The organism is Nocardia sp. NPDC057668 (genome assembly GCF_042799795.1).
Taxonomy (GTDB): Bacteria; Actinomycetota; Actinomycetes; order Mycobacteriales; family Mycobacteriaceae; genus Nocardia.
In genome coordinates this window covers 625,270-648,879 of sequence record NZ_JBHVIC010000001.1, presented here as the reverse complement: position 1 = coordinate 648,879, position 23,610 = coordinate 625,270, and the positions used below count along the sequence as shown (strand labels likewise).

The window sequence follows — 23,610 nt, the reverse complement described above, 5'->3', positions numbered from 1 at the left end:
CAGGTGATGCGGCAGGTCAGCGCATCCGGTCCACGCCACTTTCGTGGCGGCCCGGTGTTGTCCCGGTCGCGCATCGACAGTGGCCCAGCACCGTGGTCACCCTTCGACCGCCCGGGCGAGGCGGGGCAGCTGGCGGAGCGGATTATGGCGCTCGACCTCCATGCGCTGGGCGCTGTCGAAGACATCGCTGAGACCGGGCGCGGGGTCGCGGTCGCCGGTTTGGGGGAGGGTCGCGGCGCTGAAGGGCCAGTCGGAGCCGAAGACTATGTGGTCGCGTGCGGTGACCGCCAGCACGCTGGCCATGGCGGCGGGTGAGGCGCTCAGGGCGGTGTCGTAGTAGAAGCGCGAAATCTGATTTTTCGTGTCCAGTACCGAAGGCCTGGGCAGACTCTCGGGCCACAGCTCACCGAGCACGGTTTGCGAGGCGACGCTGATCCGGTGCGACAGGAACGGCACCGTGCCGCCGGCGTGGGAGAGCTGGAAGCGGATGTCGGGATAGCGCTGGGTCATGCCGGTGGCCATCATCAGCGTGGCGGCGCGGGTGGTGTCGAAGGTGAACTCTTCCAGGAAATCCGGCAGGGGCAGTTCGGGTTTGGCGTCGGCGGGGATGGCGGCGGGGTGCACGAACACGAACGCTTTGCGCTGGTTGAGCGCGATCATCAGCGGTTCGAACCGCGGGTCGCCGAGGTAGATGCCGTTGTAGGCGGTCAGCAGGACCACCCCGTCCAGACCGAGTGTGTCCAGGGCGTAGATTGCCTCGGCGATGGAGGCGGCGACGTCGGGCATCGGCAGAACGGCGAAGGCGCCGAACCGGGTGGGGTGCGCGCGGAACAGGTCGGCGGCGTAGGTGTTGCAGTAGCGGGCCATGTCGATGGCCTCGGGGCCGGGCAGGTAGGACACGCCGGGGTCGGAGATCGACAGCGCCTGAGCCTGGATTCCGTAGTAGTCCATGAACGCGATCGCTTCCTCCGGCGACCAGTTCGGGGTCGGATAACCGCCGATGGTGAGGTGACCGTGCTCGAGCAGCGAGGCTCGATAGTCCGGCGGCAGGCAGTGCGCGTGCAGGTCGATCCGGTACGTGCCCGAGGGCGGGGACTGGCGGCGCGCGGGCGCGGCCTGGGCGGAGCCGAGCCCGGTGGCGGCCAGCGCGGTGGCGCCGAGTGCGCCCGCGGCCCCGCCGAGCAGGCGGCGTCGGCTGGTGGGCGCGGGGGAGAACGGACGGAACGGCATGCGGAATCTCTCTAACTCTCTATGTGCGAAGGCGTCGAAGGGAACTCAGCCGCGCGCGGACATCAGATCCAGGGCGATGTCGACGATCATGTCTTCCTGACCACCGACGAGACCGCGCCGGCCGGCTTCGGTGAGCAGCGTACGAACGTCGAGCCCGTAGGTCGCCGAGGCGTTTTCGGCGTGGCGCAGAAAGCTGGAGTACACACCCGCGAAGCCGAGCGTCAGCGTTTCGCGGTCCACCTGGACGGGCCGGTCCAGCAGCGGGCGAATCAGGTCGTCGGCGGCGTCGGTGAGGGCGTTCAGGTCCGCGCCGTGCTGCCATCCGGTCAGCTCGGCGACGGCCGTGAACGCCTCCAGGGGCGTATTGCCCGCGCCCGCACCCAGACCCGCCAGCGACGCGTCCACCCGGGTGGCGCCCTCCTCGACGGCGACGACGCTGTTGGCGACCGCCAGCGACAGGTTCTGGTGGGCGTGGATTCCGATCTCGGTGCTCGGTTCGAGTACTTCGCGGTATGCCCGGACCCGTTCGCGCACGCCGTCCATGGTCAGTCGGCCACCGGAGTCGGTGACGTAAACGCAGTGCGCGCCATAGGATTCCATCAGCCTGGCTTGCCCGGCGAGCCCGGCGGGTGTGTTCATATGGCTCATCATCAGGAAACCGGATACGTCCATGCCGAGTTCGCGGGCGCAGTCGATGTGCTGGGCGGCGATATCGGCTTCGGTGCAGTGGGTGGCTACGCGCACCGAACGAACGCCGAGTTCGTAGGCGCGGCGCAGATCGGCGCGCGTGCCGATGCCGGGTAGCAGCAGCGTGGTGAGCCGGGCGCGGGGCAGTGCGGCCGCGGCGGCCTCGATCCACTCCCAGTCGGTGTGACTGCCGGGGCCGTAGGTGAGGCTGCCTCCGGAAAGCCCGTCGCCGTGGGCGATTTCGACGGCGTCGACACCGGCGGCGTCGAGCGCGGCGGCGATGGCGCCCACCCGCTCGGGGGTGATGCGGTGGCGCAGGGCGTGCATGCCGTCGCGCAGGGTGACGTCCTGGAGATAAACGCTGGTCATCGGGTCAGCTCCCGGGCGGTAGCGATCTGTTCGGCGACGCGCACGGCCGCGGAGGTCATGATGTCGAGGTTGCCGGCGTAGGCGGGCAGATAGTGAGCCGCGCCCTCGACCTCGAGGAACACCGAGACCTGATGGGTCACCGGCTCGGCGGTCAGGGTGTGCACCGGAGTTCCCGGCGGCACGGGTGTGATTTGTACGTCCTGTTTGAGCCGATAGCCCGGCACATAGGCCGCGACCGAGTCGACCATCCGCGCGATCGAGTCGCGAATCGATTGGGCCGCGGTGTTTTCCGGGTCGTTGATCAGCGCGAGCACGGTATCGCGCATGATCAGGGGCGGTTCGGCCGGGTTCAGCACGATGATCGCGCGCCCGCGGCGGGCGCCGCCGACGACACGCAGGGCTGCGCCGGTGGTCTCGGTGAACTCGTCGATATTGGCCCGGGTGCCGGGGCCGGCGGATTTCGAGGCGATGGCGGCGACGATCTCGGCGTAGGGCACCTCGGTGACGCGGCTGATGGCGGCGACGATCGGAATGGTGGCCTGGCCGCCGCAGGTGACCATGTTGAGGTTGCTCGCGTTCAGGTGCTGCTCGAGATCGACCGCCGGAACCACGAACGGGCCGATCGCGGCGGGCGTCAGATCGATGAGGCGTTTGCCGTGCGGCGCGAGCGCGGCGGCGTTGGCTCGGTGGGCCGCGGCGGAGGTGGCATCGAAGATGATCTCGATATCGGCGAAGTCCGGCATGGCGATCAGGCCTCGCACCCCGTCCGAGGTGACCGGCACGCCCAGGCGGGCGGCGCGGGCGAGGCCGTCGGAGTCCGGGTCGATGCCGACCATGGCGGCCGGCTCCAGGTGCCGGGAAAGCCGCAGGACCTTGATCAACAGGTCCGTGCCGATGTTTCCGGAGCCGATGACGGCGACTTTGGTGCGGCTCATGCGCGGGGCTCCCAACTGAAATCGACGGTACTGACCAGGGTGTCGAGGTAGAACTCGGCACGGACTCGTGCGCCGGGCGCCAAAGGCGCCATAGGGCCGAGCGCGCCCGAAAGCACGATGTCCCCGGCGCGCAACGGATCTCCGAACTCACGGGCGGTGCGGGCCAGCCACGCCAGGGCTTCGAGCGGGTCGCCCAGGCAGTCCGCGCCACTGCCCTCGGAGACGAGCGCGTCGTCGACGGTCATGCGCATGGTGAGGTCGCGGGGTTCGAAGTCGCTGAGCGCGAGCCGCTCCCGGCCGAGAGTGAACCAGCCGGCGGAGGCATTGTCGGCGACGGTATCGGCGAAGCTGATGTCCCAGTGGGCGATTCGACTGTCGACGATCTCGAGCGCCGCCACCGCGTGACCGACGGCGGCCCGCACGGTCCGCGCGTCCAGCGCGTCGTGGTCGAGGTCGCGGACCAGGACGAAGGCGAGTTCGGCCTCGACCTTCGGTTGCAGCAGGGCGGGTCGCCGCGCGGGTGTGGTCTGCGGGATCTGCATGTCGGCGAACAGGACTCCGAAGTCGGGTTGGTCCACGCCGAGTTGGCGCTGCACCGCCGGGGAGGTCAGGCCGATCTTGCGGCCCACCACGCGCGCACCGGCGGCCTTGCGACGGCGGGTCCCGATGTTCTGGACCGCGTAGGCGGCCGCGACGTCCTCGCGGCCGAGGAGATCGCGTATCGGCGCGCAGGGAATTCCGGTCGTCGTCGCGTTCAGCAGCCGCTGGGCCGCGGTCAGAACGGCCGGAGCGTCGGTGGGGGAGGTCATCGGGTCTCCTGGGCTCGGGTGGCGACCGCGAACTCGGGTCGAAGCTGTCTGTTGACGGCGCCGATCAGCGTCGCCGCCTGTCCCGGCATCGCGGTGCCGAAGACGTACCGGTCGGGGCGCAGCAGGACCACGCCGCCGGGACGCAGCCGTGCGCGGCGGAACCAGCGGGTCAGCACACCGGTGTGGTCCTCGATGTCGGTGATGTCCTCGCGGCCCTGTCCCGGTTTGCCCTGGGGGCGTCCCCCGAGCGGGTAGACGGTGACGAAGCGTGCGCCCAGCGCCCGCAGGGTCTCGAGATCCGCGGCGGAGAAGGCCTGGCGCGGGTCGGCGGCGTAGCCAAGGACGGCGAATCCGGCGCCGAGCGCGTCGTCGAGCCGCAGATGTCGCCCGTGGTAGGTGCGGACCTCGGGTTGGGGCGCGAGCCGGCCCTGGACGCCGCGGATCAGCGGGCGGGGCAGTCCGAGGTAGGACCCGCGCCGGAAGCGCGGCGCGGGTTTGATCTTCGCGGTCCTGATCAACTCACCCAGCACGGGTAACCGCGCCGCCGTACGGATGCCTATGTCGCGCGCCGCGGCCAGCATCGGATTACCCAGTGAGACAACGTTCTTGTTGAAGACCGAGAGCGCGATCATCGCCTCGGCATGCGGGCGGCGTTCGCGTTCGTAGCTGTCCAGAATCTCGGGGTCCACGCCGTGCCGCAGGATGGCGGCGAGTTTCCAGGACAGGTTGTCGGCGTCGCGGACACCGGAATTCATGCCCTGGCCGATGAATTGCGGGGTCATGTGCGCGGCGTCGCCCGCCAGCAGGATCCGGCGCTCGCGCCAGCGGTCGGCGACCACGGCGTTGAAGGTGTAGACGAGTTTGCGCAGCACCTCGACTTCGTCGGGGTCGACATAGCGGGCGATATGGCGGCGCACGGTGTCCGTGTCCTCCATCTGCTCTTTGGTTTGATCGGCGCGCAGCATGAATTCGAACCGGTGATGGCCGTCGGGCTGCGGACAGGACACGATCGGCAGTTCGGGATCGCAGACGAAATCGAAGTACGGCAGGTGCCGGAACGCATCGACACCGTCGCGGGCCTTCAGGTCGACGACGAGCCAGCGCTCGGGAAAGCTGGTGCCGGACATGTCGATTCCGAGTTCGGTGCGCACGATGCTGCGGCCACCGTCGCAGCCGACGAGAAACTTCGCGCGCACGGTTTCGGTGCTGTCCGGCTCGAGCCGAGCATCGCGGGTGCCGTAGCCGGTGCCGGAACAGGCGGTATGCCGGACCCGCACCGCCGCGGTGTCCTGGTCGAATCCGACGACGGCGCGGCCGCGGCGCACGGTGACGTGCGGGTAGCGGCCCAATGCGCGCTCGAGGCCGTTCTCCAGGTAGGGCTGGTACAGGAAGTTCGAGACCGGCCAGCCCAGCGGGCGCTCGATCTGGTTGAACTGGGCCAGGATTCGGCCGTCGCCGCGGACCCATTGGACGGTGGAGTCGATGTTCATGTCGGCGGCCAATTCGTCAGCGACACCGGCGTTCTGGAAGACCCGTAGGCATTCGTCGTCGGTGTAGACCGCCCGGGCGAGGCCGTAGTAGTCGGGCTCGCGCTCGAGGACGAGCACGTCGATGCCGTGCCGGCCCAGCAGGTTGGCCAGGGTCAACCCGGTCGGGCCGAGTCCGACGATGACGACCTCGTGGTCGAATTCGCTCATCTGCCAACGCTTCCGGTGAGTTCGGGGACGGTGATCTCCGGGCTGCGCAGGCGCGCGGCCGCGGTGCGGAGCTGGGCGAGTTTGTCCAGCGGGGATTCCGCGACGGTGTGGTGGCCCCAGATGCTGATGCCCCGATAGGTCGTCGCCGTCCAGGCGGCGTCCAGTTCCGGGGTGACCACAACGGGGTTCCAGCCGACTTCGAGTTCGAAGCCGGAGGGGGTGACGCAGTAGAAGGACAGCTCGCGGTCGTTGGTGTGCTGTCCGACCGACCACGCCATCCGGAATCCGAGACCGGTCACCCGGCCGTAGGCGGCGAGCATGTCCTCGAGGGTCGCGGACTGGATGTTGACGTGCTGAACGCGGGTGCGAACGGGGTCGATCTTGAGGCCGCGGATGTTGGCGACCGCGATCGAGTGGTGGCGTTCGTTGACACGCAGGAATCGGATCTTCATCCGCAGTCCGGAGATGTTCTCGTCGATGAAGTCCGAGAGCCGGGAGTCGAAAAGTGTCCGGTAGTAGGCGTGCATCGCCTCCGGTTCCCGGGAAGTGATAGCGACGTGGCCCAGGCCTGCCTCGCCGGTGACCCAGCCGGAGCTGAGCATTCGCAAGGGCTCGCCGGCGCTGAGCGGGGTGGTGAATATTTCGGTGGCCAGGCCTTTCGGTCCCGGAAAGCGCCACAGCCGTTCGACCCCGCGCAGGGCGCTCTCCTCGGCGGTGCCCTCCTGGATCGGCACGCCGCGATCGCTGACGCGCGCCAGGATTCGGTCGAAGGTGGTGTGGTCATCGACATGCCAGCCCAGCGCGGTCACGTCTTCGGCGGGTCCGCGCCGGATCAGGAATCGGCATGCGCGGTCGTCCAGGCGCAGGCGCAGGGTGTCGGCGTCGAGACGATCGGTGTGCATGCCGATGGCCAGCGCGCTGAAGCGCTCCCAGTCGGCCAGCCGCCGCGACTGCACGGCCAGATAGCCCAGATGCACTGCGCCGTATACGGATATCCCGTCGTCCCGGTGCTCGGTCATCGTGACTCGTCCAGGAACGCACCGACGAGATCGTTGAACAGGTCGGCGCGTTCCCATTGCACCCAGTGCCCGGTGCGCGCGGCCAGGTACAGGTCGCAGTTGGGCATTCGCTCGGCCAGCATGCGCCCGCCGCCGGGCCGGTTGACCCGGTCGGCTTCGCCCCAGATCACCAGGGTCCGATGCGCGACGGAGCGCAGTCGCGGGTCACGGGTGAAATCCATCCGCCACAGCGTGCGCAGGGCGGCCGGTCCCGAGGGGCGGCGGAGCGGAGGGTTGGCCGTCACCTCCGGATCCAGGCTAGCCCGATAGCGGGCATCGATCATGTCTTCGGTGATCGTGGCGGCGTCGTACACCAGGTGCTCGCGCAGGAACCGGGCGAGTTTCTCGCGGCTGGGCCCGGCCCCGGTGTAGTAGGACAGCAGTGCGCGCAGACCCTCGGTCGGCAGCGAGCGCGTGGTGCCGATTCCCCCGGGCCCCATCAGGATCAGCCGCTCGGCCTGCTCGGGGCGATCCATCGCGAGGCGCAACGCGGCGGCTCCGCCGTAGGAGTTGCCGATCAGGTGGGCGCGGGGCACCTCGAGCACGTCGAGCAGGCCGCCGAACGCGGCGGCCAGGTCGCCGAACGGGTCGCTCTGGTCGACGCGCTTGCTCGAACGGCCGTAACCGGGCAGGTCGGGCACGATCACCCGGAACCGCCGCGCCAGGACCTCGATGTTGCGCGAGTAGTTCGACAATCCCGACGCGCCCGGGCCGCCGCCGTGCAGCAGCACGACGGCGGGACCCGAGCCCGCCTCGGTGTAGAAGATGTCTCGGTCGCCGACCCGGACCGTTCGCCCGGCTTCGACTCCGTTGTCAGTGCTTGTCACGGCCACCTCCACGAGTTGTTGATGAAATCATCAGTGAAGATGAAGTTCGCTGTCAAGACGATTTTGATGATTTGATCAGAATGAGTGATCGCTCACGATCGCAACTGACCGTTTCCTCAGATATGATTCGTCCGGACAACGAGGGGAGGGGCCGATGGCAGCCGAATCAGTGGTGCCCACTCGCACCGACCGCCGGCGCGAGCGCACCCGCAACGCGCTGCTCGGCGCGGCGCGCAAGTTCCTGTCCGAAGGCAGGTCGGCGGTCAGCATTCAGGACATCACCGACGCCGCCGATGTCGGCTTCGGGTCCTTCTACAACCATTTCGATTCCAAAGAGCAGCTTTTCGACGAAGCGGTGCGCTCGGCGCTCCAGGTCTACAGCGAGATGCGCGACGGCATCGTCGCGCTCTACGACGACCCCGCCGAGGTGTTCGCGGTGAGCTTCCGGATGACCGGGCGGCTCCAGCGCCGCCTCCCGGAAATGGTCAAGGTGGTGTTGAACTCCGGCATGGCCGTGATGCTGCGGGACGAGGGCCTCGCCCCCCGCGCTCGCCGCGACATCCGCGCCGCCCAGGAGGCGGGCCGGTTCGAGCCGATGGATGCCGATCTGGCGGTCATGGCGGCCGGTGGCGCGCTGCTCGGGTTGCTCCAGTTGCTCGACGCCGACCCCGCCGCCGATGCGGACGCTCTCTCCGACGAGATGACTTTCCGCGTGCTGCGGATGTTCGGCATGAACAGCCGGACCGCCCGGCGACTGAGCTCGGGGGATCTGCCGGAAATTCCGGAAATCTGAGACGGCCCGCGCTGATCGCTGTCGGGAGATCCTGAACAAGCCCGACGTCGCGGGCTGTGGCCGATCGCTACGGGGTCGGCGTTCCGCAGCCGTGCATCTGATGCACCGTCACGGCGGTTCGTAGTAGCTGTCGGCGGGGGTGAGCTCGTCGTTGTAGAACTGGTCGGCCAGCTCATGCTGGCGTCGGCGTGCCCGGTCGATCCTCGGCACATCCACTGCGGGGAAGTCGACCTCGTCGCCTGAATGTGCGGGCAAGTCCAGCAGGCGTGCAGTCCACGGCACCTCGCGGACCGCGCGGCTCAGGCGGGTCCCACAACGGGCACACACGAAAACGGTCATCGCCGCCGGCGTCCGCTGCGCAACCCGTTGTCCGCAAGCGGTTTTCGGGTTCTTCGGAATCGCGGGCCTCGGCGGTGACCGGGGGTGGGGTATGGGTGTTCACGACGCAAGCGAATGCTCCCGGCCGCGGTGGGGCTCGCCGCCTGCCGGGCCGCGCCGACCGGATCGGTCAGCGCACCGCGGCATTCGTGGAGACTTGATCAGAACCGGCCGGACCGGTCCTCTAGCTCCAATTCCCGGCGAGCGTCAGGCAGAACGGGTGGCCGCTCGGATCCAGCAGCACCCGCCAGGTTTCGCCCGGTTGAAACTCCGGCACGGTAGCGCCCAACTCGACCAGCTGCTTGCTGGCCACCTCGATGTCTTCGACCGCCAAATCCAGATGGAACTGCTTGGTTCCGTTCTCGTTCGGCCAAGTGGGCGGCTGATAGTCCGCGACCGTGCCGAAGCCCAGCGCGTGGTCCGGACCGGTGAGCATGGCGTACTCGTCCTGCGCGTGGGCAATCTCCCAACCGAGCGCGGCGGACCAGAACTCCGCGTCCCGCCGCGCGTCGGCACTGTCCAGGGTGAGCATCTTCAGCGTGGCAACCGACATGTGATTTCCTTTCGCAACAACGTTCCTGTCAGCCCAAGTCTGCAACGCAGATGTCGCCGGCGATTGTAAGAACACGACACCGGTCGGGGACCCTCCGGCGACTCGTAGAACCCGGCCGGCCAGCACGCGGCGGTCCGGAAACGCTCGGGTCCGACGGTCTGGTGGTCCGTCGCTCGCGTTCGAGAGAAACGAGCTTCCGTGCCGGCCGGGCTCTGTCTTCACGCACAGCACTTTGGGGGTCGCGGTCTGCGCGGTTGTAGGCGCCCGAGGTGATCACGGGCGGTTCGCCCGGCACAGGCCGACGGGCGGGTGTGGGTGACCACTTGGGGCTGTGCGGCGGGCGCTGCCCGGCGTGCAGGACGGTGCCAACCCTGACCGGTCGAATGCGACCCGGCGCGCGGACTATTCGGGTGGATCGAGGCGAAAGAAGCGGCTGCGCCGTGTACTTCCGTCCCGGCGAACGATCGTGTCCTGACGCACGCCGAGGTCGGTCGCGCCGAGCTTACGGATGGCGGCCGCCGACCGAAGGTTCCGCTCGTCGGTGCGGAACCTGATCCACTCGGCCCCGTTCGCGAACACCTCACGGATCAACAGCGTCTTGGCCCGCCCGTTGATCCCGGTGCCCCACACTGCGGGCGTGAACTGGGTTCCCCCGATCTCGACACCCCCTGGTTCGGCGGGATCCCAGATCAGCGATGTCCTGCCGACCACGGTTCGCTCCCGGCGGACCGTGAATGTCAACCACGTCCCCGACGCGACGGCGGCCCCGATGTCCGCGTCGAGTGTGCCGAAATCCGCTGGCGCCGTGCGCGGTATGTGCTCCCACACGCGGTCGTCGCACAGCGCCGAGTACAGCTCTTCGGCGTCGCCGGGTTCGTAAGACCGCAACGACACCGCACCGTCGTCGAGGCGGTCGTGGGACAGGGGGAGCGGCCACTTCACCGACCCATCCTGCCAGCTCGAATCGTCTTGTCCTACAGCGATTTCTCGGCGTCGCCGTGTAGTCGGTAGAAGCGGATGTCGTTGGGGAGCGATCGATCTCGCCGCCTCAGGCCTGTTCGGTCAGCACGCCACGCGGCATGTCGGTGCGTTCGGTTACAAAGTGGCTCGAGAATCGATGCGCTGGTACAGGTGAAGGCGAGATGCGTTGAGCTACATGATTGGTCGTTATTCGGCAGCGCTGGTGGCGGAGCTTGCTCCGCAGCTGGCCGAGCGAGGCTTGCAGTACTCGCACGGACGCCGGCATGAGATGGCCCATGTCGCCAAGGCGGCCGCGTGGATCATGCGGTGCCTCGCTGGGCCGGTGGGTGCGGTAGCGAGACCGGAGGGGGCGGACATTGACGGGCGAGGAGCAAGTCGTGCAAGGCCGTAGCGGGCAGGGGTGGTTGCGTTGGCGGCGGGGGCTGTTCGGTGTGGGGGCGGGTGTTTTGATCGTGGGATCAGGGTTCGGGATGCGTGCTTTTCCTGATCTTTCACCGTGCTGGCCATCTCCTGCGGGAGATGCGATCACGAGGTCGATTCTGCTGGTCGAGGCCGCGGTGGGGGCGGCGTTGGTGCTGGCGGTGATCGTCACCGAGGCGGACGTGCCCCGCACTCGCCGCAGCAGTTCTCCGGGTGGGCGGGTTCGGCCTGGAGTGCGGTCGGCAGTGGTGTTGTGGCTGTTGTTCGGTGCGCTTGTGTTGCAGCACAGCGGAATCGCGACGTTCACTCCGTACCTCGACGTGGACCGGATCCCGCCGGTGGCCGAAGGTCTTGCGGTCGTCGCGGTGTGGACCGCGACAGCAGCACTCGGGGCCGGAGCACTTGTTCACACCGCCGGGGTCGCGCGGATGCAGAACCGCTCCGGGCCAGTGGATCCGGTGTCGAGGTCGAGTGGAAAGCGAGCGTCGAGTCTGCTGGCCGGCGCGGTGGTGGGCATGGCTGTGACCGGGGCGCTGTGCGCGTACGCCTGGCATTCTCCAGCGTTCTGCATCGTCAACTGATTGCCCCGCAGCCGCGAGCTGTTGATCAAACCTTCGAGGTACACGGATTCCCGCAGTCGCGGACGTTCGTAGCTCATTGGTCCGAACCATCTGAGCAGGCAGACTATTCGAGTGACCTTCCGATTGCTGCCCGGCACCGGCCTTGCCCTCCCGGCGAACGCGGGCGTCCTGCGATTCGGCATGACCGAGCATTCAGCGCAGTGGACGGCGTCAACCCTGGCGGACGTCCACGTCGGCGGGTGGATGTGCGGAGCGCACTGGACCATCTCCTTCGTCCACGACGGCATTCTGGTCACGGCCTACTCCTGCATCGAGTGCGCCGAGCAGACTTTGGGACACTTGATCATCGAGCGGCAGTATGGCCTGGACTGGGCCGCCGACGTTCCGGTCGCTCTCGGCGACTACGACCTCTTCGGCTACCCGATCCACGAACTTGCCGAGGTTCTCAGCCCGCCGGACCACAAGCTCCTACTGCCCGCGGGCATCAACCTCCAAAGCACGCACTACCTGTCCGCCGTCCGCCTCGACTTCTGCGCAGAGAAGGGCACGGACGCCCGCGGGAACCAGACGCACACCGCCGGTTGACCTTCGACGCTGAACATCGCCTCGAGCCGCCACATCGGCATCTCGACGGACTCGGCCAACACCCTTCCGGCGGAATAGAATAGTTGGTGGACAGCGACTTCTGATCGCCTCATACTCAGCGTTATGGGGCGGAAACGTTGGTGGGCACCAATTCTGGGTGCGCTGTTTATCGGAGTATTCGTGACCGGCTGTTCGGTGGCACCGAACCCGGATGAGGCGGGGCTGGAATACGACGCCGGGGCCTTCAGCGCGACCACGTTCTCCAATTGCGTCTCTCCCGGCAGCCGGGAGTATCACGGTCCCGGCGATCAGGTCTACCTCTACCCGGCCGGGCAGCGCACCTTCGAGTTCGCCGCCAACGAGGACGCGGAGATCGGCCAGGCGACCGTGGTGTCCAAGGACGATCTCGAGCTTCAAGTCACCGGCCTGGTGACCTTCAGCCTCAAGACCGACTGCGACACATTGCAGCAGTTCCACGAACGCATCGGCATCAAATACGAGGCATACGAGTACGACGGCTGGGTCCGCATGCTGCGCGATTACATCGGCCATCCGCTCGAACGGGCACTCGACGACGCCACCAAGGCGTTTGCCTGGCGCGATTTGTACACCAGCGCCGAGACCAAGGGCACTTGGGAGCGCGCGGTTGGCGAGTTGCTCGCGAAGTACATCGCCGAGCAGGGCGGCGAAGCGTTCTTCTGCAGTCCGGTCTACACCCCCGGATCCACCGGCGACTGCGGTGATCCGCAGCTGACCATTCAGCAGCCGATCCCGCCCGAGCCGGTACGCGCGGCACTGACCGATACCCAGCGCGCCATCGAGGCGACACGAGCCCAGGGCGAGGAGAACGTGCGGGTGACCACCGAGCTGGAGGCGATCCGGAGCCTGGTCGCGGTGCTCGGACCCGACGGCTACGTCCTGTACCAAGCAATAAAAGACGGCAAGGTACAGGTGGTTCCCGTGCCCAACGGTGTCGGTGTGAACATCACCCCGGGTGGCTGACACGACTGCCGCCCCGGGCCGCCCCGCATAATGCCGTTCGCGGGATCGCCTCAGAGACAAAGCATCTTGAGATCGGCGGAAGCCTACGTTCGACGATCACTGCGCGGTCCCGAACCGAGCAACCGGCGGGGAGCCCGGCGCCTCTCATCCTTGGCAGCAATGACAATCCGCTATCCACCTGTGCGACCGACGATGTGTTCGGCGAGGCCCGAGGTGCGAAGATCAGCCGATGAAACGAGCGTTGGCCGGGATGGCGATTGTCGTGAGTGCGTGTGCGGCAGGGACGAATTCGGCCCACGCGGCCCCCATGGACGACGCGGCGCAGGTGCTACGGGCCGCGCTCGATGAGGGTGTGGGCGGACTGGGGTACCCGGGGGCGATCGGGCTGCTTCGACGCGGGGAGCAGGTCCAGCGGGTGGGTGTGGGGGTGGGTGATCTCGTCGCCGGAACCGCGGCGGATCCGGGTGCGCCGGTGCGCATCGGGAGCATCACGAAAATGTTCGTGGCTACCGTTCTCCTGCAACTGATCTCGGAAAGCAAGGTGTCCCTCGATGACACCGTAGAGCGCTGGCTCCCCGGAGTCGTGCGGGGCAACGGCCATGCGGGGGAACGGATTCGAGTAAGGCATTTGCTCGAGAACACCTCCGGAATGGTGACCTACGACCGGGATCCGGCTTTCTCGGCGTTGTACGCGGCCGATGCGGACCCCCACCGGGTTTGGGAGCCCCGTGAGCTGGTGGAGATCTCCACCGCGTCACCTCCGTATGCGGAGCCGGGAGTCAAGCAGGTGTACTCGAATACCGATTTCGTCCTGGCCGCGATGGTGATCGAAGCGGCCACCGGGCACAGTGCCGAAGCGGAAATCCAGTCGCGGATCGTGACGCCGTTGGGGCTGCGGCACACCTTTTTCCCGCGCTCGGCGGAGGCTGGGCCGGATTGGTTACGCGGGTACTTTCTCGTGCGAGATGTGACGGTATCGAACCCGACAATCCATGGCGCCGCCGGGGCGATGGTGTCCACCCTCGATGATCTGGCGGTGTTCGCGGGAGCGCAGCAGGATGGCCGATTGCTCGCGCCGGCGCAGCTGTCACTGTTGCGCAGCACCTTTCACGAACAGGGCCGTGATACCGGATTCGGGATGGGAATCTATCGCTGGGACAGCGCCTGCGGGCCCGTATGGGTGAAATATGGTGCGGTACTGGGGTATTTCAGCGGCGTGGCCACTTCGGATTCCGGGGACAAGCAGGTGGTATTGGTCGCCAACGAGTACCACCTGCTGTCGGATTCGCCGACCGTCGTTCACCTGGCGGCCGCGTTGGAGCGGGTGTTCTGCGCGTTCTGAGCCGGTCAGCACGGAGGATCGTAAGCCCGGCCCGGAACATAGGCGTCCCAGGCCTCGGGGGTGAGAACATCACGCGTCACCTGACAGATACGCTCCACCGCGGTCGCGGGATTCAGGTCGAGTACCAGCAATTGACTGAGCAGGCCGACGCCCACGACGAACCCGCGGGCGGGGACCATTCCCGCGAACATCATCCCGGTGACGACTCCGGCATCCACGAGCGATGGCCCGATGGCGGTGGGATTCGACCGGTCCTGCGTGTTGTAGAGACGGATGCTGCCATCCGAGCCGCTGATCACCATCAGGCGCCCATCGGGGGTCATGTCGGCGTTGGTGACCGTGACGCCGTCGGGCGGAGCGATCGCACCGAGTTTGGCGACGTTGTCGCGATCGCTGACGTCCCAGAGCTGGATGGCTTTTCGGGTCACCGTGATCGCGGTGCGCTGATCGTAGGGCAGGGCCGCTTTGTAGATGGGCGCGGAGGCATCGCTCGGAATCCGCAGAATTTCCCGCTGCCGGGCCGAGTCGGTGACCTCCCATATTTTGGCCACGACCTCGAGATCACCGGCGGGAGTGCGATCTTGCCCGCCGGACAGCAGCAGGCTCCCGTCGCTGTTCGAGACCGTGCCGAGGGCTTTCTCGGTGAACAGGGGTTCGGAGACCGGTGTGCCGAGCAGACGTGGTTTTTCGGGGCTCGCGATGTCCCAGTACTGCACCTTGGTCACGTTGAATATCGCGTCGTCGCGAAACCGGATGTCGACGGTGACCAGGCGGGAGCCTGCGATGAAACTCGCCGAGGAGGCCTCGGGGAATTCATGCAGGACCCGGTATCTGGCCGGGTCGGAGATATCGATGAGCTGCACGGGTCGTTGGCGGCCCTGTGGCGTGGCCACGATCATGCGTCCGTCGGAACTGATTTCTCCGGAACCGCCCGGCATGGTTCCGAGCTGGCGCGGCACGGTGGGATCCGACATATCCCAGACGCGGAGCTCGTTGCCATCCCAGCCGGTGATCATGCGCTGTCCCGCGGAATCGAACATGGAGGGAATCAGATCCGTGGTCAGGCCGCCGACGAAACCCGGTGGGGGTGACCAATATTGGACGATGCCGCTGGCATCTCCGGCGATCAGGTGCCGCCCGTCGGCGGTGAACTTCAGCGACCGCGATCCGCTGAGACAGATTCCGGAAGGGTCCGGGCACGTGTTCAAGCCGTTGCGCAGGGCAGGCCCGAGTGCGACCGGCCGGGCCGGATCGGCGACGTTCCAGAGCCGGGCGCCATCGTCGGCGCCGATCGCGAGCGTGCGCGCGTCGGGGCTGAAGGCGAGCGACCACAGGCCCGAGCGCACCGACAGTGAGACGGAGGGTCCCAACGCTTTTGCTTCGGTATCGGTCAGGGACCACAACCGCACGCCGGCCTCGGTGAGCATGCCCATATCGACGGGCGTTCCACCGTGTCCGAGTGCCACCGTGGAACCGTCGGGGCTGAAGGCGACCGCGTCCACGCGGTGTGCGGAGTCCTCGACGGGAATCGCGACGGGCGCGGCCGGGCGGTCGAGCCGCCACACCAGCACCGAGGAGCTGACACCGGCGGCTGTTGTCGGTATGAACAGGGTCGGGCCGCCGGCGTCATTGCTCGCGGTGACGAGGCGATTCCCGTTGGGAGAGAACGCCAGTGCGCGGACCGGGGCGGGAGTGGTCAGGACCTCGCGCCGGATCGGAGTGGTCGGGTTCGTGAGGTTCCACAGGGTGACGGTGTGGTCGGCGCCGGCGGCGGCCAGGGTGCGCCGGTCGTGGCTGTAGGCCAGGCGCAGGTTCGCTGTTCCGCTCGCGAAGGCCGCGCCGAGCGGTTCGGGCCGGGCCGGATCGCTGATGTTCCAGAGCCGAACGAGTCCCGAATCCGTTCCCACCGCCAGGATTTCACTACTGATGAAGGTGACCGCGGTGATGGCAGCGTCGTCCTTCGGGAAGGACGCCAACTCTCGCGGTTGCTGTGCGGCAGTCCAGAGCTTGACAATGTGGTCCGCGCCCGCCGAGGCGATCAGTGCCCCACTCGGATCGATCGCGACATCGTTGACCACGTCCTGGTGCCCGCGTAGGGGAGTGGCCAGGGGCAAGGTTTGCGTGCGCAGTATTCGTGTTTCGATGGCGGGGTCATGGGGGCGTAGCTGATCAGCGACCAGGATCAACTGGGCGGCGAGCGACGGGTTGGTGGTGTTCAAGCCGTCGGCGGTGGTGAGGATGTCCGCGACGAGCCTGTCGGTTTCGCGCTGGGCGGTGAGCCTGCTCTGGAAGTAGGCGAGCGAGGACAACGCGAGCAGCACCACCACCGCTGCTACCGCGGATCCGCGCAGCAGCAGTTCACGTCGCCGGCTTCGCTGATGGGCGGTAGCGGACGCGGTCAGGAATTCGCGGGCCGCAGGGGTGATCGGTGCGTTCTCGGTGTGTTCGAGCAGCAGGGCCAGCCGCGGCCGGGGATACAGGAGGAAGGGATCGCGTTGGGCCTCAGCCCATTCCGTGGCATCGAGTTCGAGTCGTTGGCGGTCGAGATGGGCGGCGCGGTCCTTGTCGATCAGCTCACGCAGCAGCGGCCAGACTTCGAGCACGATCTCATGGGTGAACGACACCGAGGTCTCGTCCATGATGATCAGGCGGCTGTGCACCAGCGTGTCGAGTGCGGCGCGAACCTCGGCCCGGTCGATGTCGGGGATCTCGGTGATCGCCCGGACTCGACGGGTGTCCCTGCCGTCGTGTCCGACATTGACCAGCGAGTACAGAATCGCCGTGGCGGCTTGGTGCTGTGCGGGGTCGAGTGACTGCCAGGCGCGGTTGGCGGTCGCGGTGACCGATCCCGAGATGCCGCCGACCGCGCGGTACCCGGTGAAGGTGAGTACCCGGCCCTTTCGCTGTTCCCAGGTGGCGGCCATGACGTGGGACAGCAGTGGTAGCAGGCCCGCGCTGTACTGGTGATCGGCGCGCCCGTAGTTCATGTTGCCGAGTTCACGGATAACCAGCTCGCGCAGTCCGGGTTCGAGGGTGAGCCCGTGAACCTCGGCCGGCCGGTCGATCGCCTGCTCGAGCTCGTCCCGGGTCATCGGTCCCAGCGGATAGCTGCGTGTGCCCAGTGCGGTGAGCAGGATGGGGTGTTCCATGCAGTTGGGATAGAAGTCGGCGCGGATCGCGAGCAGAACCGTGATCGGCGGTGTTCCGGCGGTGGGTTCGGTGAGTGCGTGCAGCGCCTCGATGTAGGCGATGCGGTCGGGTTCCGTGGTGAGCGCGCTGAAAAGCTCCTCGAATTGGTCGATGACCAGCAGCCGGTGCTCACCTTCCCAGGCCAGCGTGAGCAGGGTTTCGCGGGTGGACCGTGCCGGGCTCAGAACCTGTGTCTGCCAGCTCTCAGCGGTGAGTGCCGGGATCAGGCCCGCCTGGATCAAAGACGACTTGCCCGCGCCGGACGCTCCGACCAACGCCACGATTCCGGGGCTCGCCGTGACGAGTTCGGCCAGCTCGACGGTCGCGGCGCTGCGTCCCGCGAACAGCGCGGTGTCCGCGACGGTGTACTGCGTCAGACCCGGGTAGGGGCACTTGTCCGTGTCTGCGGGGGTGACTGCTCGTTCGGCCACACACGATTTCCACAGGTCTCGCCATCGGCCGATCTGCAGCAGGCTCGCGTCGACCCCCGCCCCGCGGGGCACCTTGTCGATCAGGACCAACAGCACGCGATACAGCGGATCCCATTTGGCAGGAACGCTTTTCCCCGACCGCCAGTCACTGATCCGCTGCTTGGAGACCTCGTACTGGCGCGAATCCTTCGGAAAGCGAGTGTTGGCCGCTGCTGCCAGCTGTTCGAGCGTCGGATTGCCCGCCGCGGAATAGAGCTGGCGGAGCCGTTCGGCGAACAATACCCGCGAGGACCGCCCGGCCCCTGTGGTCGTGGAACCCACTACACCCCTTGGTTTTACGAAGTGCCAAGCCTAGAACATTCGCGTCCGATCCGGCTCGAGCGGGACCCATTTTTCCGTTCCGGATAACTCACACCACGTCCGTGACCTGCGAATTCGATCGTTTCCGGTGGGCTGCTGCTCGATCGCGAAGCGGACTCATTCATACAGTTCGCGCATGCCTTCCAGGCCTAGAAATCGAGTTCTCCGCCGGTTCGTAACCGGTGGAACGGAGCCAGGAAAGAGGTTGTGCGCGTGAACGCTTCGATGACTCCACCGCACCGGGACGCCCTGTGCAGTGAGGCGGGGACTCGGCTGTTCGTTCCACCGGCCCCGTTGGGGTGGGAGTTCATTCCCCCCGTGCAGCCGTCGGCTTCGCCGCTGTTGAACGATCGCCCACAGTTGATTCCGTCGCGGGTCCCCATCGCGGGGGCCGCGGCGGGCTGGATTGTCGCCGTGGTGATGACGTGGTTCTACTGGCCTCCGGCGTGGGGCAAGCACGCCTATCCCGCGGACCCCGGGGAACCGGGCTACGAAGGGTTGTTCGTCGCGCTGCCGGCCGTGCCGCTGGTCCTGATGTACAGCATCTACCTGATCCGGCTCGAGCTTTTCCGGCGGCGGAGGAAGGCGAACGAGGCATCGTTCGAGTCCGCGCACGAGCGCTGGGTGGCGCAGGTTGCCGCCCATGATCGCGCCGAGTATCAGCGCGTCCTGCGTGCACGGGTGTGGTTCCCGGTGTCTCCGGCGAACGGCACGGCACGGCTCGATGTGTTCGGTGGGACGCAGCGGGGTTGGTCGGCGATGGTGACGACCATGTGCGCTTCGTTGCTCACCGCGGGTGGACGGGCACTGGTGCTGGACTTCAGCAAAAATCACGTCGCGAACGACCTCGGGTCGCATGCCAGCGCTCGTGGGCACTCGGTGCGAGCATTCGCGTTCTCGGACAACACCGCTCGCACGGACAACGGTGCTCCCGACACGTGGACGCCGCGGACCGGCGCAGACTGCCTGCTGCATGGACTCTCGGGTAAGGAGGTCGCGGAACTGGTGTCGGCCGCGGTGCATTCGTTGCGCGAATCGGTCCCGAACCCGGGAATCGGAACCCGCAGTTCGGGTTTGCGCTCGGTCGCTGCGGTGTGTGCACACCTCGAATTCCCGCTTACCTTCGCACGGATCGAAGCCGGACTCGGTGTGCTGCGCGGGACCTACGATCCGCACACGCAGGACCTGCTCTCGGACAACGAATTCGCGCACCTGACCACCTACAGGCACACATCCGGCGGAAAACGGATCACCACCGATGAACTGGATCTCCTGGCCGAACTAACCGGGCTCGCCGCCGGCCGATCGTCGGCCGCGGAGCCTGCGGCCGCGACGTTCGCGCCGCTGTGGCCACCGGCTGAGCTCACGATCGTGGCGAACGAGGTCACCGATGGCCGCCGGAAGGAGTTCCTCGACCTGCTGGTGTTCCATCGGCTGCTGCACGACATGCGACTGCAGGTCACCCCGGTCTCGTACCTGGGCATCCGGGCCACCGTAGACCCCGATGTCATCGTCGTCGCGGGTGTGGCGGGCCTCGGGCTGAGCGACCTCGATGCCTTGTCCCGGCAGGCTCGTCGTCTCGGAGTGCGGCTGATGTTGCTGATCGAGCACCTACGCGAGGATCTACGCGACTTCCTCGGCGGATCGGGCGTCACCTGTTTCATGCGGTTGGCCGACCCGCACGAGGCCGCGATCGCCGCCGAATTCGTCGGCGTGGGATTCAAGTTCGTGCTGTCCGAGCTCACCGAGCAGGTCGGCACGTCCCGAGGTACGAGCGCCGATGTGTCCGACAGCGGGGGCGGGGCAGTACCGACACTGATCAAGAATTCGTTCGACCCTTCGCCGACACCGACGGCTTGGGGCAGGTCTGTGTCGACAGGCTCATCCTCGGCGGAGTCCAAGAGCACCGGCTGGACCGCCCGCCCCGTGCACGAGTATCGGGTCGAACCTCCCGTTGTGCAGAACCTTCCACCGACGGTGTTCGTGATGGTGGAATCGGGTTCGCGGGGACGGCGGGTCGTCGTCGCGGATTGCGACCCGTCGACGGTTCTGCGCGATGGCGTCGCGCTGAGTCCGCGCCGGCCGTTGCCCAATGAGCGCCGCCACTGAACGCTCTTGTAACAGATCCGGCAGCGCAAGAAAGCGGATGTCCGTCGACCTCGAATCGACTCGGACCGTTGCTCTTTCGCCGAGTAAGCATCGGGGTGTTCGGTGATGAACCGCACCGTCCATTGGTCGGCAGTGGCAACGCAGTTCCTCGGCCCAGGGTTCTAACATGACGCCGATCTGCCACATCGCGGACAGTACGTCGCCGAGCTGCATTGGTTCGGGTATCACCGCATCTGTGGCGTGGTCCGGCTCGCGCCACCCCACGGCGAGTAAGGACAGTCGCATCCCAAGGACCATACCGATACGCGGCGGGCCCGATCCCAGGTGTTCAACAACGGTGGATCGGTTCCAGATTCACCATTGGACTCGCGCCGCCGAACAACGGATACGCCACCTGTCGTTCGAAAACAGTAGGAGTCCAAATCCCGCGCCGCAGTTGTCGGCGTGCTGCAACCAACTCGTTGAGCAGGCGGAAGAACGTATCTATCGCGATCTCTCACTCGGCGAGGTTGTCCTCGATGACCTGAGCCCACCCCAGCAGTCATGCGTCCAACCCCATCACGGATTCGTGTGAGTCGCCCGTGGACGACCCGTGGCTGCGCCCGACCGCCGGTGATTCGCGCTCCCTTGGTACTCCGGGGTTTCCCAAGCTCTTTGCATCGCCCGCCTGCGGAATCCCACCGGATCGGTGTCGTACTCGCGGCACATCTCGAGCCAGTGACTCAGTCTCTCAGCCACTTCGGACTCGGACAGCACGTAGAGGCCCGGTCCACCATGGCCGATCACGTTCGATCGATCAGTATCTTGGGTCATGTCCAGACCGTGCAGGTACATCAAACCCGCCTCGACCATCTCATCGGCCGGCCAGAACCGCTGCGGGTCGTCGTCTTCGATCCAGGGGGCGACCCAGTCGTGGGCGATCTCGCGAGATACTGCACCGAGGACAACCTGCCGCCACATCTCCTCGATCGCGGAGCGGTCAGGGAACCCGCATTCATCGCTTTTCATACCGTGACCATCGTCGCCGAACTCGCACGCGAACACCACTGGGTTCCTACGTAACTCGGCACGATGGTGCGTTTGGTCGGTGTCGGATCGGCCCGGCCTGCTGCCTTCGCCCGGCCGGCGCTGGCCGGTTCGGTCAGCGCGGTATGCGGCAGTTGAGTGCGTTCGACGGCCGAGCGAACACCCGAGCTCGAGAGTCCCCTTTGGCAGCCTGATAAATGGGTTCGCTTAGTTCAGGCCCGTCTGCGATGGTGAGGCCGTGTCAGAGGAACTACAGGTGCAGCCACAGTCAGACGACAGAAAATGGTCGGCAGGGTTGGTTCGTCTGGCGAGTCTGACTGTTACCGCGGGCGAGATCTCGGCGCGCCTGGGGATCGTGGCTGACAAACAGTTCGAGCAAGGCAGCCTGGTTAGTCCCTGTCATCCGGCCGGTGCTCGACGCAAGAACAGTCTCTGGCTGCGGCGCAGCGGACTGCCCAACGACAGCGATCTCGCCGACCACGTCAGGACGCTGGTCGACATGTTGGACGGATGCCGCGACGAGCTGGCCGACCTGTCCGCCGATTGCGAAATGGAGTTGGTTCTCGGCTTCGGCAGCGAGAACGGTCAGGGCGGCTGCGCGCTGCCCGCTGACTTGCTTGCCGATGTCGCCGCCTTGGGACTCGACATCGTGCTCGACCTGTATCCACCAGGGCCGCCCGAAGATTGATGAGGCAGGTGCTCAAATCGCGGCTTGCCCATGCCGCTCCGGGCCGGCCCGGGTCGCGGCATGACAGGACGTTCGTGCCGGGCCTGTGTGTCAGAACTCAGCTGACCGCACGATCTGTGCCCACCCGTAGGAGATAGAGGCGATCCGCTCGGCGAGATCGGTGGGCATCAATGTCACCGCGTAGCTGTCGGACAGGGTATCTACCGCCAGCAGTGCAGTTCCACGCCCGTAGGCATGCTCTCCCAGAGCCTCGAGAAAGCGCTTGGCGAGATCCCCCGAGGAGAGTCCTTCGTTGGCTCGAGCGAACGCCGGATACCAGTCCCAGGATAGATCTCCGGGACAGGACGGCAGTGACTCGAGTCGCCTGCGGATCTCTTCCGGGCTCGACCTCCAGTCGAATCCCGCGAGGTGATCGTTGGATGCAAGGCAGTCCAGCAGCGGCTGAGCGAGGTCATCCGGCTCGTCGAATGTGTACTCGTCGAAGACTTCTCCATCGAGCACGATGAACGACTGATCCTCGGCTACGGCGACGTAGACCGCATCCAGTAACGCGCGAAACCAGGCCTGGATCTCAGGTCGGTCCGGCATCCACAGTGCAGCAACATCGACGAGGGCTTCAGCGCGTGTGGAGCTCGATTCCAACTGATCATTCCTGTCTGGCGGGTCTGCACGTCCTCGACCCACAACCGTATGAAACACCCTGAACTCGGCATTAGCGAATGCCTGCCGGTCTCGGATCAGCTTGGCCCGTTGACCTTCGATTCGCCTGCGGTGGCCGGTTCGACCAGCGCGATCAGCGGCAGATCCGCGCGTTGGCAGGTGGCTGCTGCGGGCGTTCAGCGGCATGAGCCAGGATTGGTTGTTCACGCATCCCATTTCTTTTGCACCTCGGGGTTGACGAGGTCGAGAAAGATGCCGTCTTCTCTTGCTATCAGAAACGCCACAGTATTCGAAAGGTCCCAGCGGTATCCCCAGACCTCATCGAATAGATCTTGAGAGGGTTCACCGAATTCGACAATTATTCGCGCTAATATCGCCTCGAATCCGGATACTGCCGGTGAAGGACCACGGTAGTCGGGTTCCTCGATATCGGAGACCCAGACCATCATTTCCCACACAGCTCCGTCTTCGATGTGCACAAAGGCTTCAGGACGGTTGATGCGGAGATTAGTGGCCACGCGAGTACTGGCGTCTGACCGCGATGGCGCTGACCAGGTCAGTTCTCGGCAATTCGTCGCGAGTTCGGATGCATCCCAACTCCAGTCCGGCCTCGCAACGGTTCTCACGATTCCTACTGCCGCGTTTATCTCGGTATGCATGATCAAATCCTACTTCCTGCGGCCAGGGCATCTTACAAGGGAAATTGAAATACTGGCGTCTAGGAAAGGGTGAGGACAAGAAGATCGATCGTGCACATCGGCATAGCTGCGCAGGGCGTTCGAGATATCGATGGGCCACATCGGGGCGGCAGCGTCGGGCACAGCGGGCGGCGGTGAGCCCGTCTCGAAGAACACTGCGCATCGGGCAACCTGACGCGTTCCAGGGTGACCGCTGCGGTCA

General features: G+C 66.5%; 21 protein-coding genes. 7 read left to right on the top strand and 14 right to left on the bottom strand.

The genetic code is table 11. The features are described 5' to 3' along the window. Window positions 1–96: 96 nt before the first annotated feature. The 7 genes from ACFVBH_RS03070 to ACFVBH_RS03040 are packed head-to-tail and all read right to left on the bottom strand — an operon-like array spanning window position 97 to window position 7,612. Window positions 97–1,230 carry an amidohydrolase family protein gene (locus ACFVBH_RS03070; protein ID WP_378999264.1) on the bottom strand — a complete coding sequence of 378 codons (1,134 nt, stop codon included), beginning with the start codon at window positions 1,228–1,230 and terminating at the stop codon, window positions 97–99. Window positions 1,231–1,275: 45 nt separating this feature from the next. Further along, window positions 1,276–2,286, bottom strand: coding sequence for a 4-hydroxy-2-oxovalerate aldolase (gene dmpG, locus ACFVBH_RS03065; RefSeq protein ID WP_378999262.1), 1,011 nt, complete (start codon window positions 2,284–2,286; stop codon window positions 1,276–1,278). Further along, a complete protein-coding gene (locus tag ACFVBH_RS03060; protein ID WP_378999260.1) occupies window positions 2,283–3,221 on the bottom strand; it encodes an acetaldehyde dehydrogenase (acetylating) in 939 nt (312 codons plus the stop codon). The genes dmpG and ACFVBH_RS03060 overlap by 4 nt, the downstream gene beginning before the upstream one ends. Beyond that, the gene (locus tag ACFVBH_RS03055) at window positions 3,218–4,030 is read right to left on the bottom strand and encodes a 2-keto-4-pentenoate hydratase (protein ID WP_378999258.1); all 813 of its coding nucleotides are present in this window, start codon (window positions 4,028–4,030) and stop codon (window positions 3,218–3,220) included. The genes ACFVBH_RS03060 and ACFVBH_RS03055 overlap by 4 nt, the downstream gene beginning before the upstream one ends. Further along, a complete protein-coding gene (locus ACFVBH_RS03050; protein WP_378999256.1) occupies window positions 4,027–5,727 on the bottom strand; it encodes a bifunctional 3-(3-hydroxy-phenyl)propionate/3-hydroxycinnamic acid hydroxylase in 1,701 nt (566 codons plus the stop codon). The genes ACFVBH_RS03055 and ACFVBH_RS03050 overlap by 4 nt, the downstream gene beginning before the upstream one ends. Continuing rightward, window positions 5,724–6,746 (bottom strand): VOC family protein, encoded by a 1,023-nt coding sequence (locus ACFVBH_RS03045; RefSeq protein WP_378999254.1) that lies wholly within the window; start codon window positions 6,744–6,746, stop codon window positions 5,724–5,726. Before ACFVBH_RS03045 ends, ACFVBH_RS03050 begins: the two co-directional genes overlap by 4 nt. Then, on the bottom strand, window positions 6,743–7,612 hold the full coding sequence (locus tag ACFVBH_RS03040) for an alpha/beta fold hydrolase (protein WP_378999252.1): 870 nt from the start codon (window positions 7,610–7,612) through the stop codon (window positions 6,743–6,745). Before ACFVBH_RS03040 ends, ACFVBH_RS03045 begins: the two co-directional genes overlap by 4 nt. Window positions 7,613–7,766: 154 nt before the next feature. Between ACFVBH_RS03040 and ACFVBH_RS03035 the strand changes: the two genes are divergently transcribed. Then, window positions 7,767–8,405, top strand: coding sequence for a helix-turn-helix domain-containing protein (locus tag ACFVBH_RS03035; RefSeq protein WP_354986224.1), 639 nt, complete (start codon window positions 7,767–7,769; stop codon window positions 8,403–8,405). Window positions 8,406–8,513: 108 nt separating this feature from the next. On the opposite strand, the gene ACFVBH_RS03030 is transcribed toward ACFVBH_RS03035, so the two are convergent. The 3 genes from ACFVBH_RS03030 to ACFVBH_RS03020 all read right to left on the bottom strand — a co-directional run bounded on the left by ACFVBH_RS03030 (window position 8,514) and on the right by ACFVBH_RS03020 (window position 10,278). After that, entirely contained in the window at window positions 8,514–8,744 is a 231-nt protein-coding gene (locus ACFVBH_RS03030; RefSeq protein ID WP_378999249.1) for a hypothetical protein, read from the bottom strand. 223 nt (window positions 8,745–8,967) lie between these two features. Further along, window positions 8,968–9,336 (bottom strand): VOC family protein, encoded by a 369-nt coding sequence (locus ACFVBH_RS03025; protein ID WP_378999246.1) that lies wholly within the window; start codon window positions 9,334–9,336, stop codon window positions 8,968–8,970. A 402-nt stretch (window positions 9,337–9,738) separates the two neighbouring features. After that, window positions 9,739–10,278, bottom strand: a complete 540-nt coding sequence (locus tag ACFVBH_RS03020; RefSeq protein WP_378999244.1) for a GNAT family N-acetyltransferase — start codon at window positions 10,276–10,278, stop codon at window positions 9,739–9,741. A gap of 395 nt (window positions 10,279–10,673) precedes the next feature. Between ACFVBH_RS03020 and ACFVBH_RS03015 the strand changes: the two genes are divergently transcribed. From ACFVBH_RS03015 to ACFVBH_RS03000, 4 genes are all read left to right on the top strand, one after another. Further along, entirely contained in the window at window positions 10,674–11,318 is a 645-nt protein-coding gene (locus ACFVBH_RS03015) for a hypothetical protein (RefSeq protein WP_378999242.1), read from the top strand. Window positions 11,319–11,429: 111 nt separating this feature from the next. Beyond that, window positions 11,430–11,903, top strand: coding sequence for a hypothetical protein (locus ACFVBH_RS03010; protein WP_378999240.1), 474 nt, complete (start codon window positions 11,430–11,432; stop codon window positions 11,901–11,903). Window positions 11,904–12,083: 180 nt separating this feature from the next. After that, window positions 12,084–12,905, top strand: coding sequence for an SPFH domain-containing protein (locus ACFVBH_RS03005; RefSeq protein WP_378999237.1), 822 nt, complete (start codon window positions 12,084–12,086; stop codon window positions 12,903–12,905). A 229-nt stretch (window positions 12,906–13,134) separates the two neighbouring features. Next, window positions 13,135–14,247 (top strand): serine hydrolase domain-containing protein, encoded by a 1,113-nt coding sequence (locus ACFVBH_RS03000; RefSeq protein WP_378999234.1) that lies wholly within the window; start codon window positions 13,135–13,137, stop codon window positions 14,245–14,247. A 5-nt stretch (window positions 14,248–14,252) separates the two neighbouring features. On the opposite strand, the gene ACFVBH_RS02995 is transcribed toward ACFVBH_RS03000, so the two are convergent. Next, a complete protein-coding gene (locus ACFVBH_RS02995) occupies window positions 14,253–18,188 on the bottom strand; it encodes a hypothetical protein (protein WP_378999232.1) in 3,936 nt (1,311 codons plus the stop codon). Between the two features lie 357 nt (window positions 18,189–18,545). On the opposite strand from ACFVBH_RS02995, the gene ACFVBH_RS02990 reads away from it, so the two are divergent. Continuing rightward, window positions 18,546–20,336 (top strand): hypothetical protein, encoded by a 1,791-nt coding sequence (locus ACFVBH_RS02990; RefSeq protein ID WP_378999230.1) that lies wholly within the window; start codon window positions 18,546–18,548, stop codon window positions 20,334–20,336. 558 nt (window positions 20,337–20,894) lie between these two features. On the opposite strand, the gene ACFVBH_RS02985 is transcribed toward ACFVBH_RS02990, so the two are convergent. Next, window positions 20,895–21,383: a hypothetical protein gene (locus tag ACFVBH_RS02985; RefSeq protein WP_378999228.1), complete on the bottom strand. Its 489-nt coding sequence runs from the start codon at window positions 21,381–21,383 to the stop codon at window positions 20,895–20,897. A gap of 217 nt (window positions 21,384–21,600) precedes the next feature. Between ACFVBH_RS02985 and ACFVBH_RS02980 the strand changes: the two genes are divergently transcribed. Further along, window positions 21,601–22,050 carry a DUF4279 domain-containing protein gene (locus tag ACFVBH_RS02980; RefSeq protein ID WP_378999226.1) on the top strand — a complete coding sequence of 150 codons (450 nt, stop codon included), beginning with the start codon at window positions 21,601–21,603 and terminating at the stop codon, window positions 22,048–22,050. A gap of 90 nt (window positions 22,051–22,140) precedes the next feature. On the opposite strand, the gene ACFVBH_RS02975 is transcribed toward ACFVBH_RS02980, so the two are convergent. Together ACFVBH_RS02975 and ACFVBH_RS02970 are read right to left on the bottom strand one after the other, a co-directional pair. Then, window positions 22,141–22,917: a hypothetical protein gene (locus ACFVBH_RS02975; RefSeq protein WP_378999224.1), complete on the bottom strand. Its 777-nt coding sequence runs from the start codon at window positions 22,915–22,917 to the stop codon at window positions 22,141–22,143. Next, window positions 22,914–23,369 carry a DUF6301 family protein gene (locus ACFVBH_RS02970; protein WP_378999222.1) on the bottom strand — a complete coding sequence of 152 codons (456 nt, stop codon included), beginning with the start codon at window positions 23,367–23,369 and terminating at the stop codon, window positions 22,914–22,916. The genes ACFVBH_RS02975 and ACFVBH_RS02970 overlap by 4 nt, the downstream gene beginning before the upstream one ends. Window positions 23,370–23,610 lie beyond the last annotated feature (241 nt).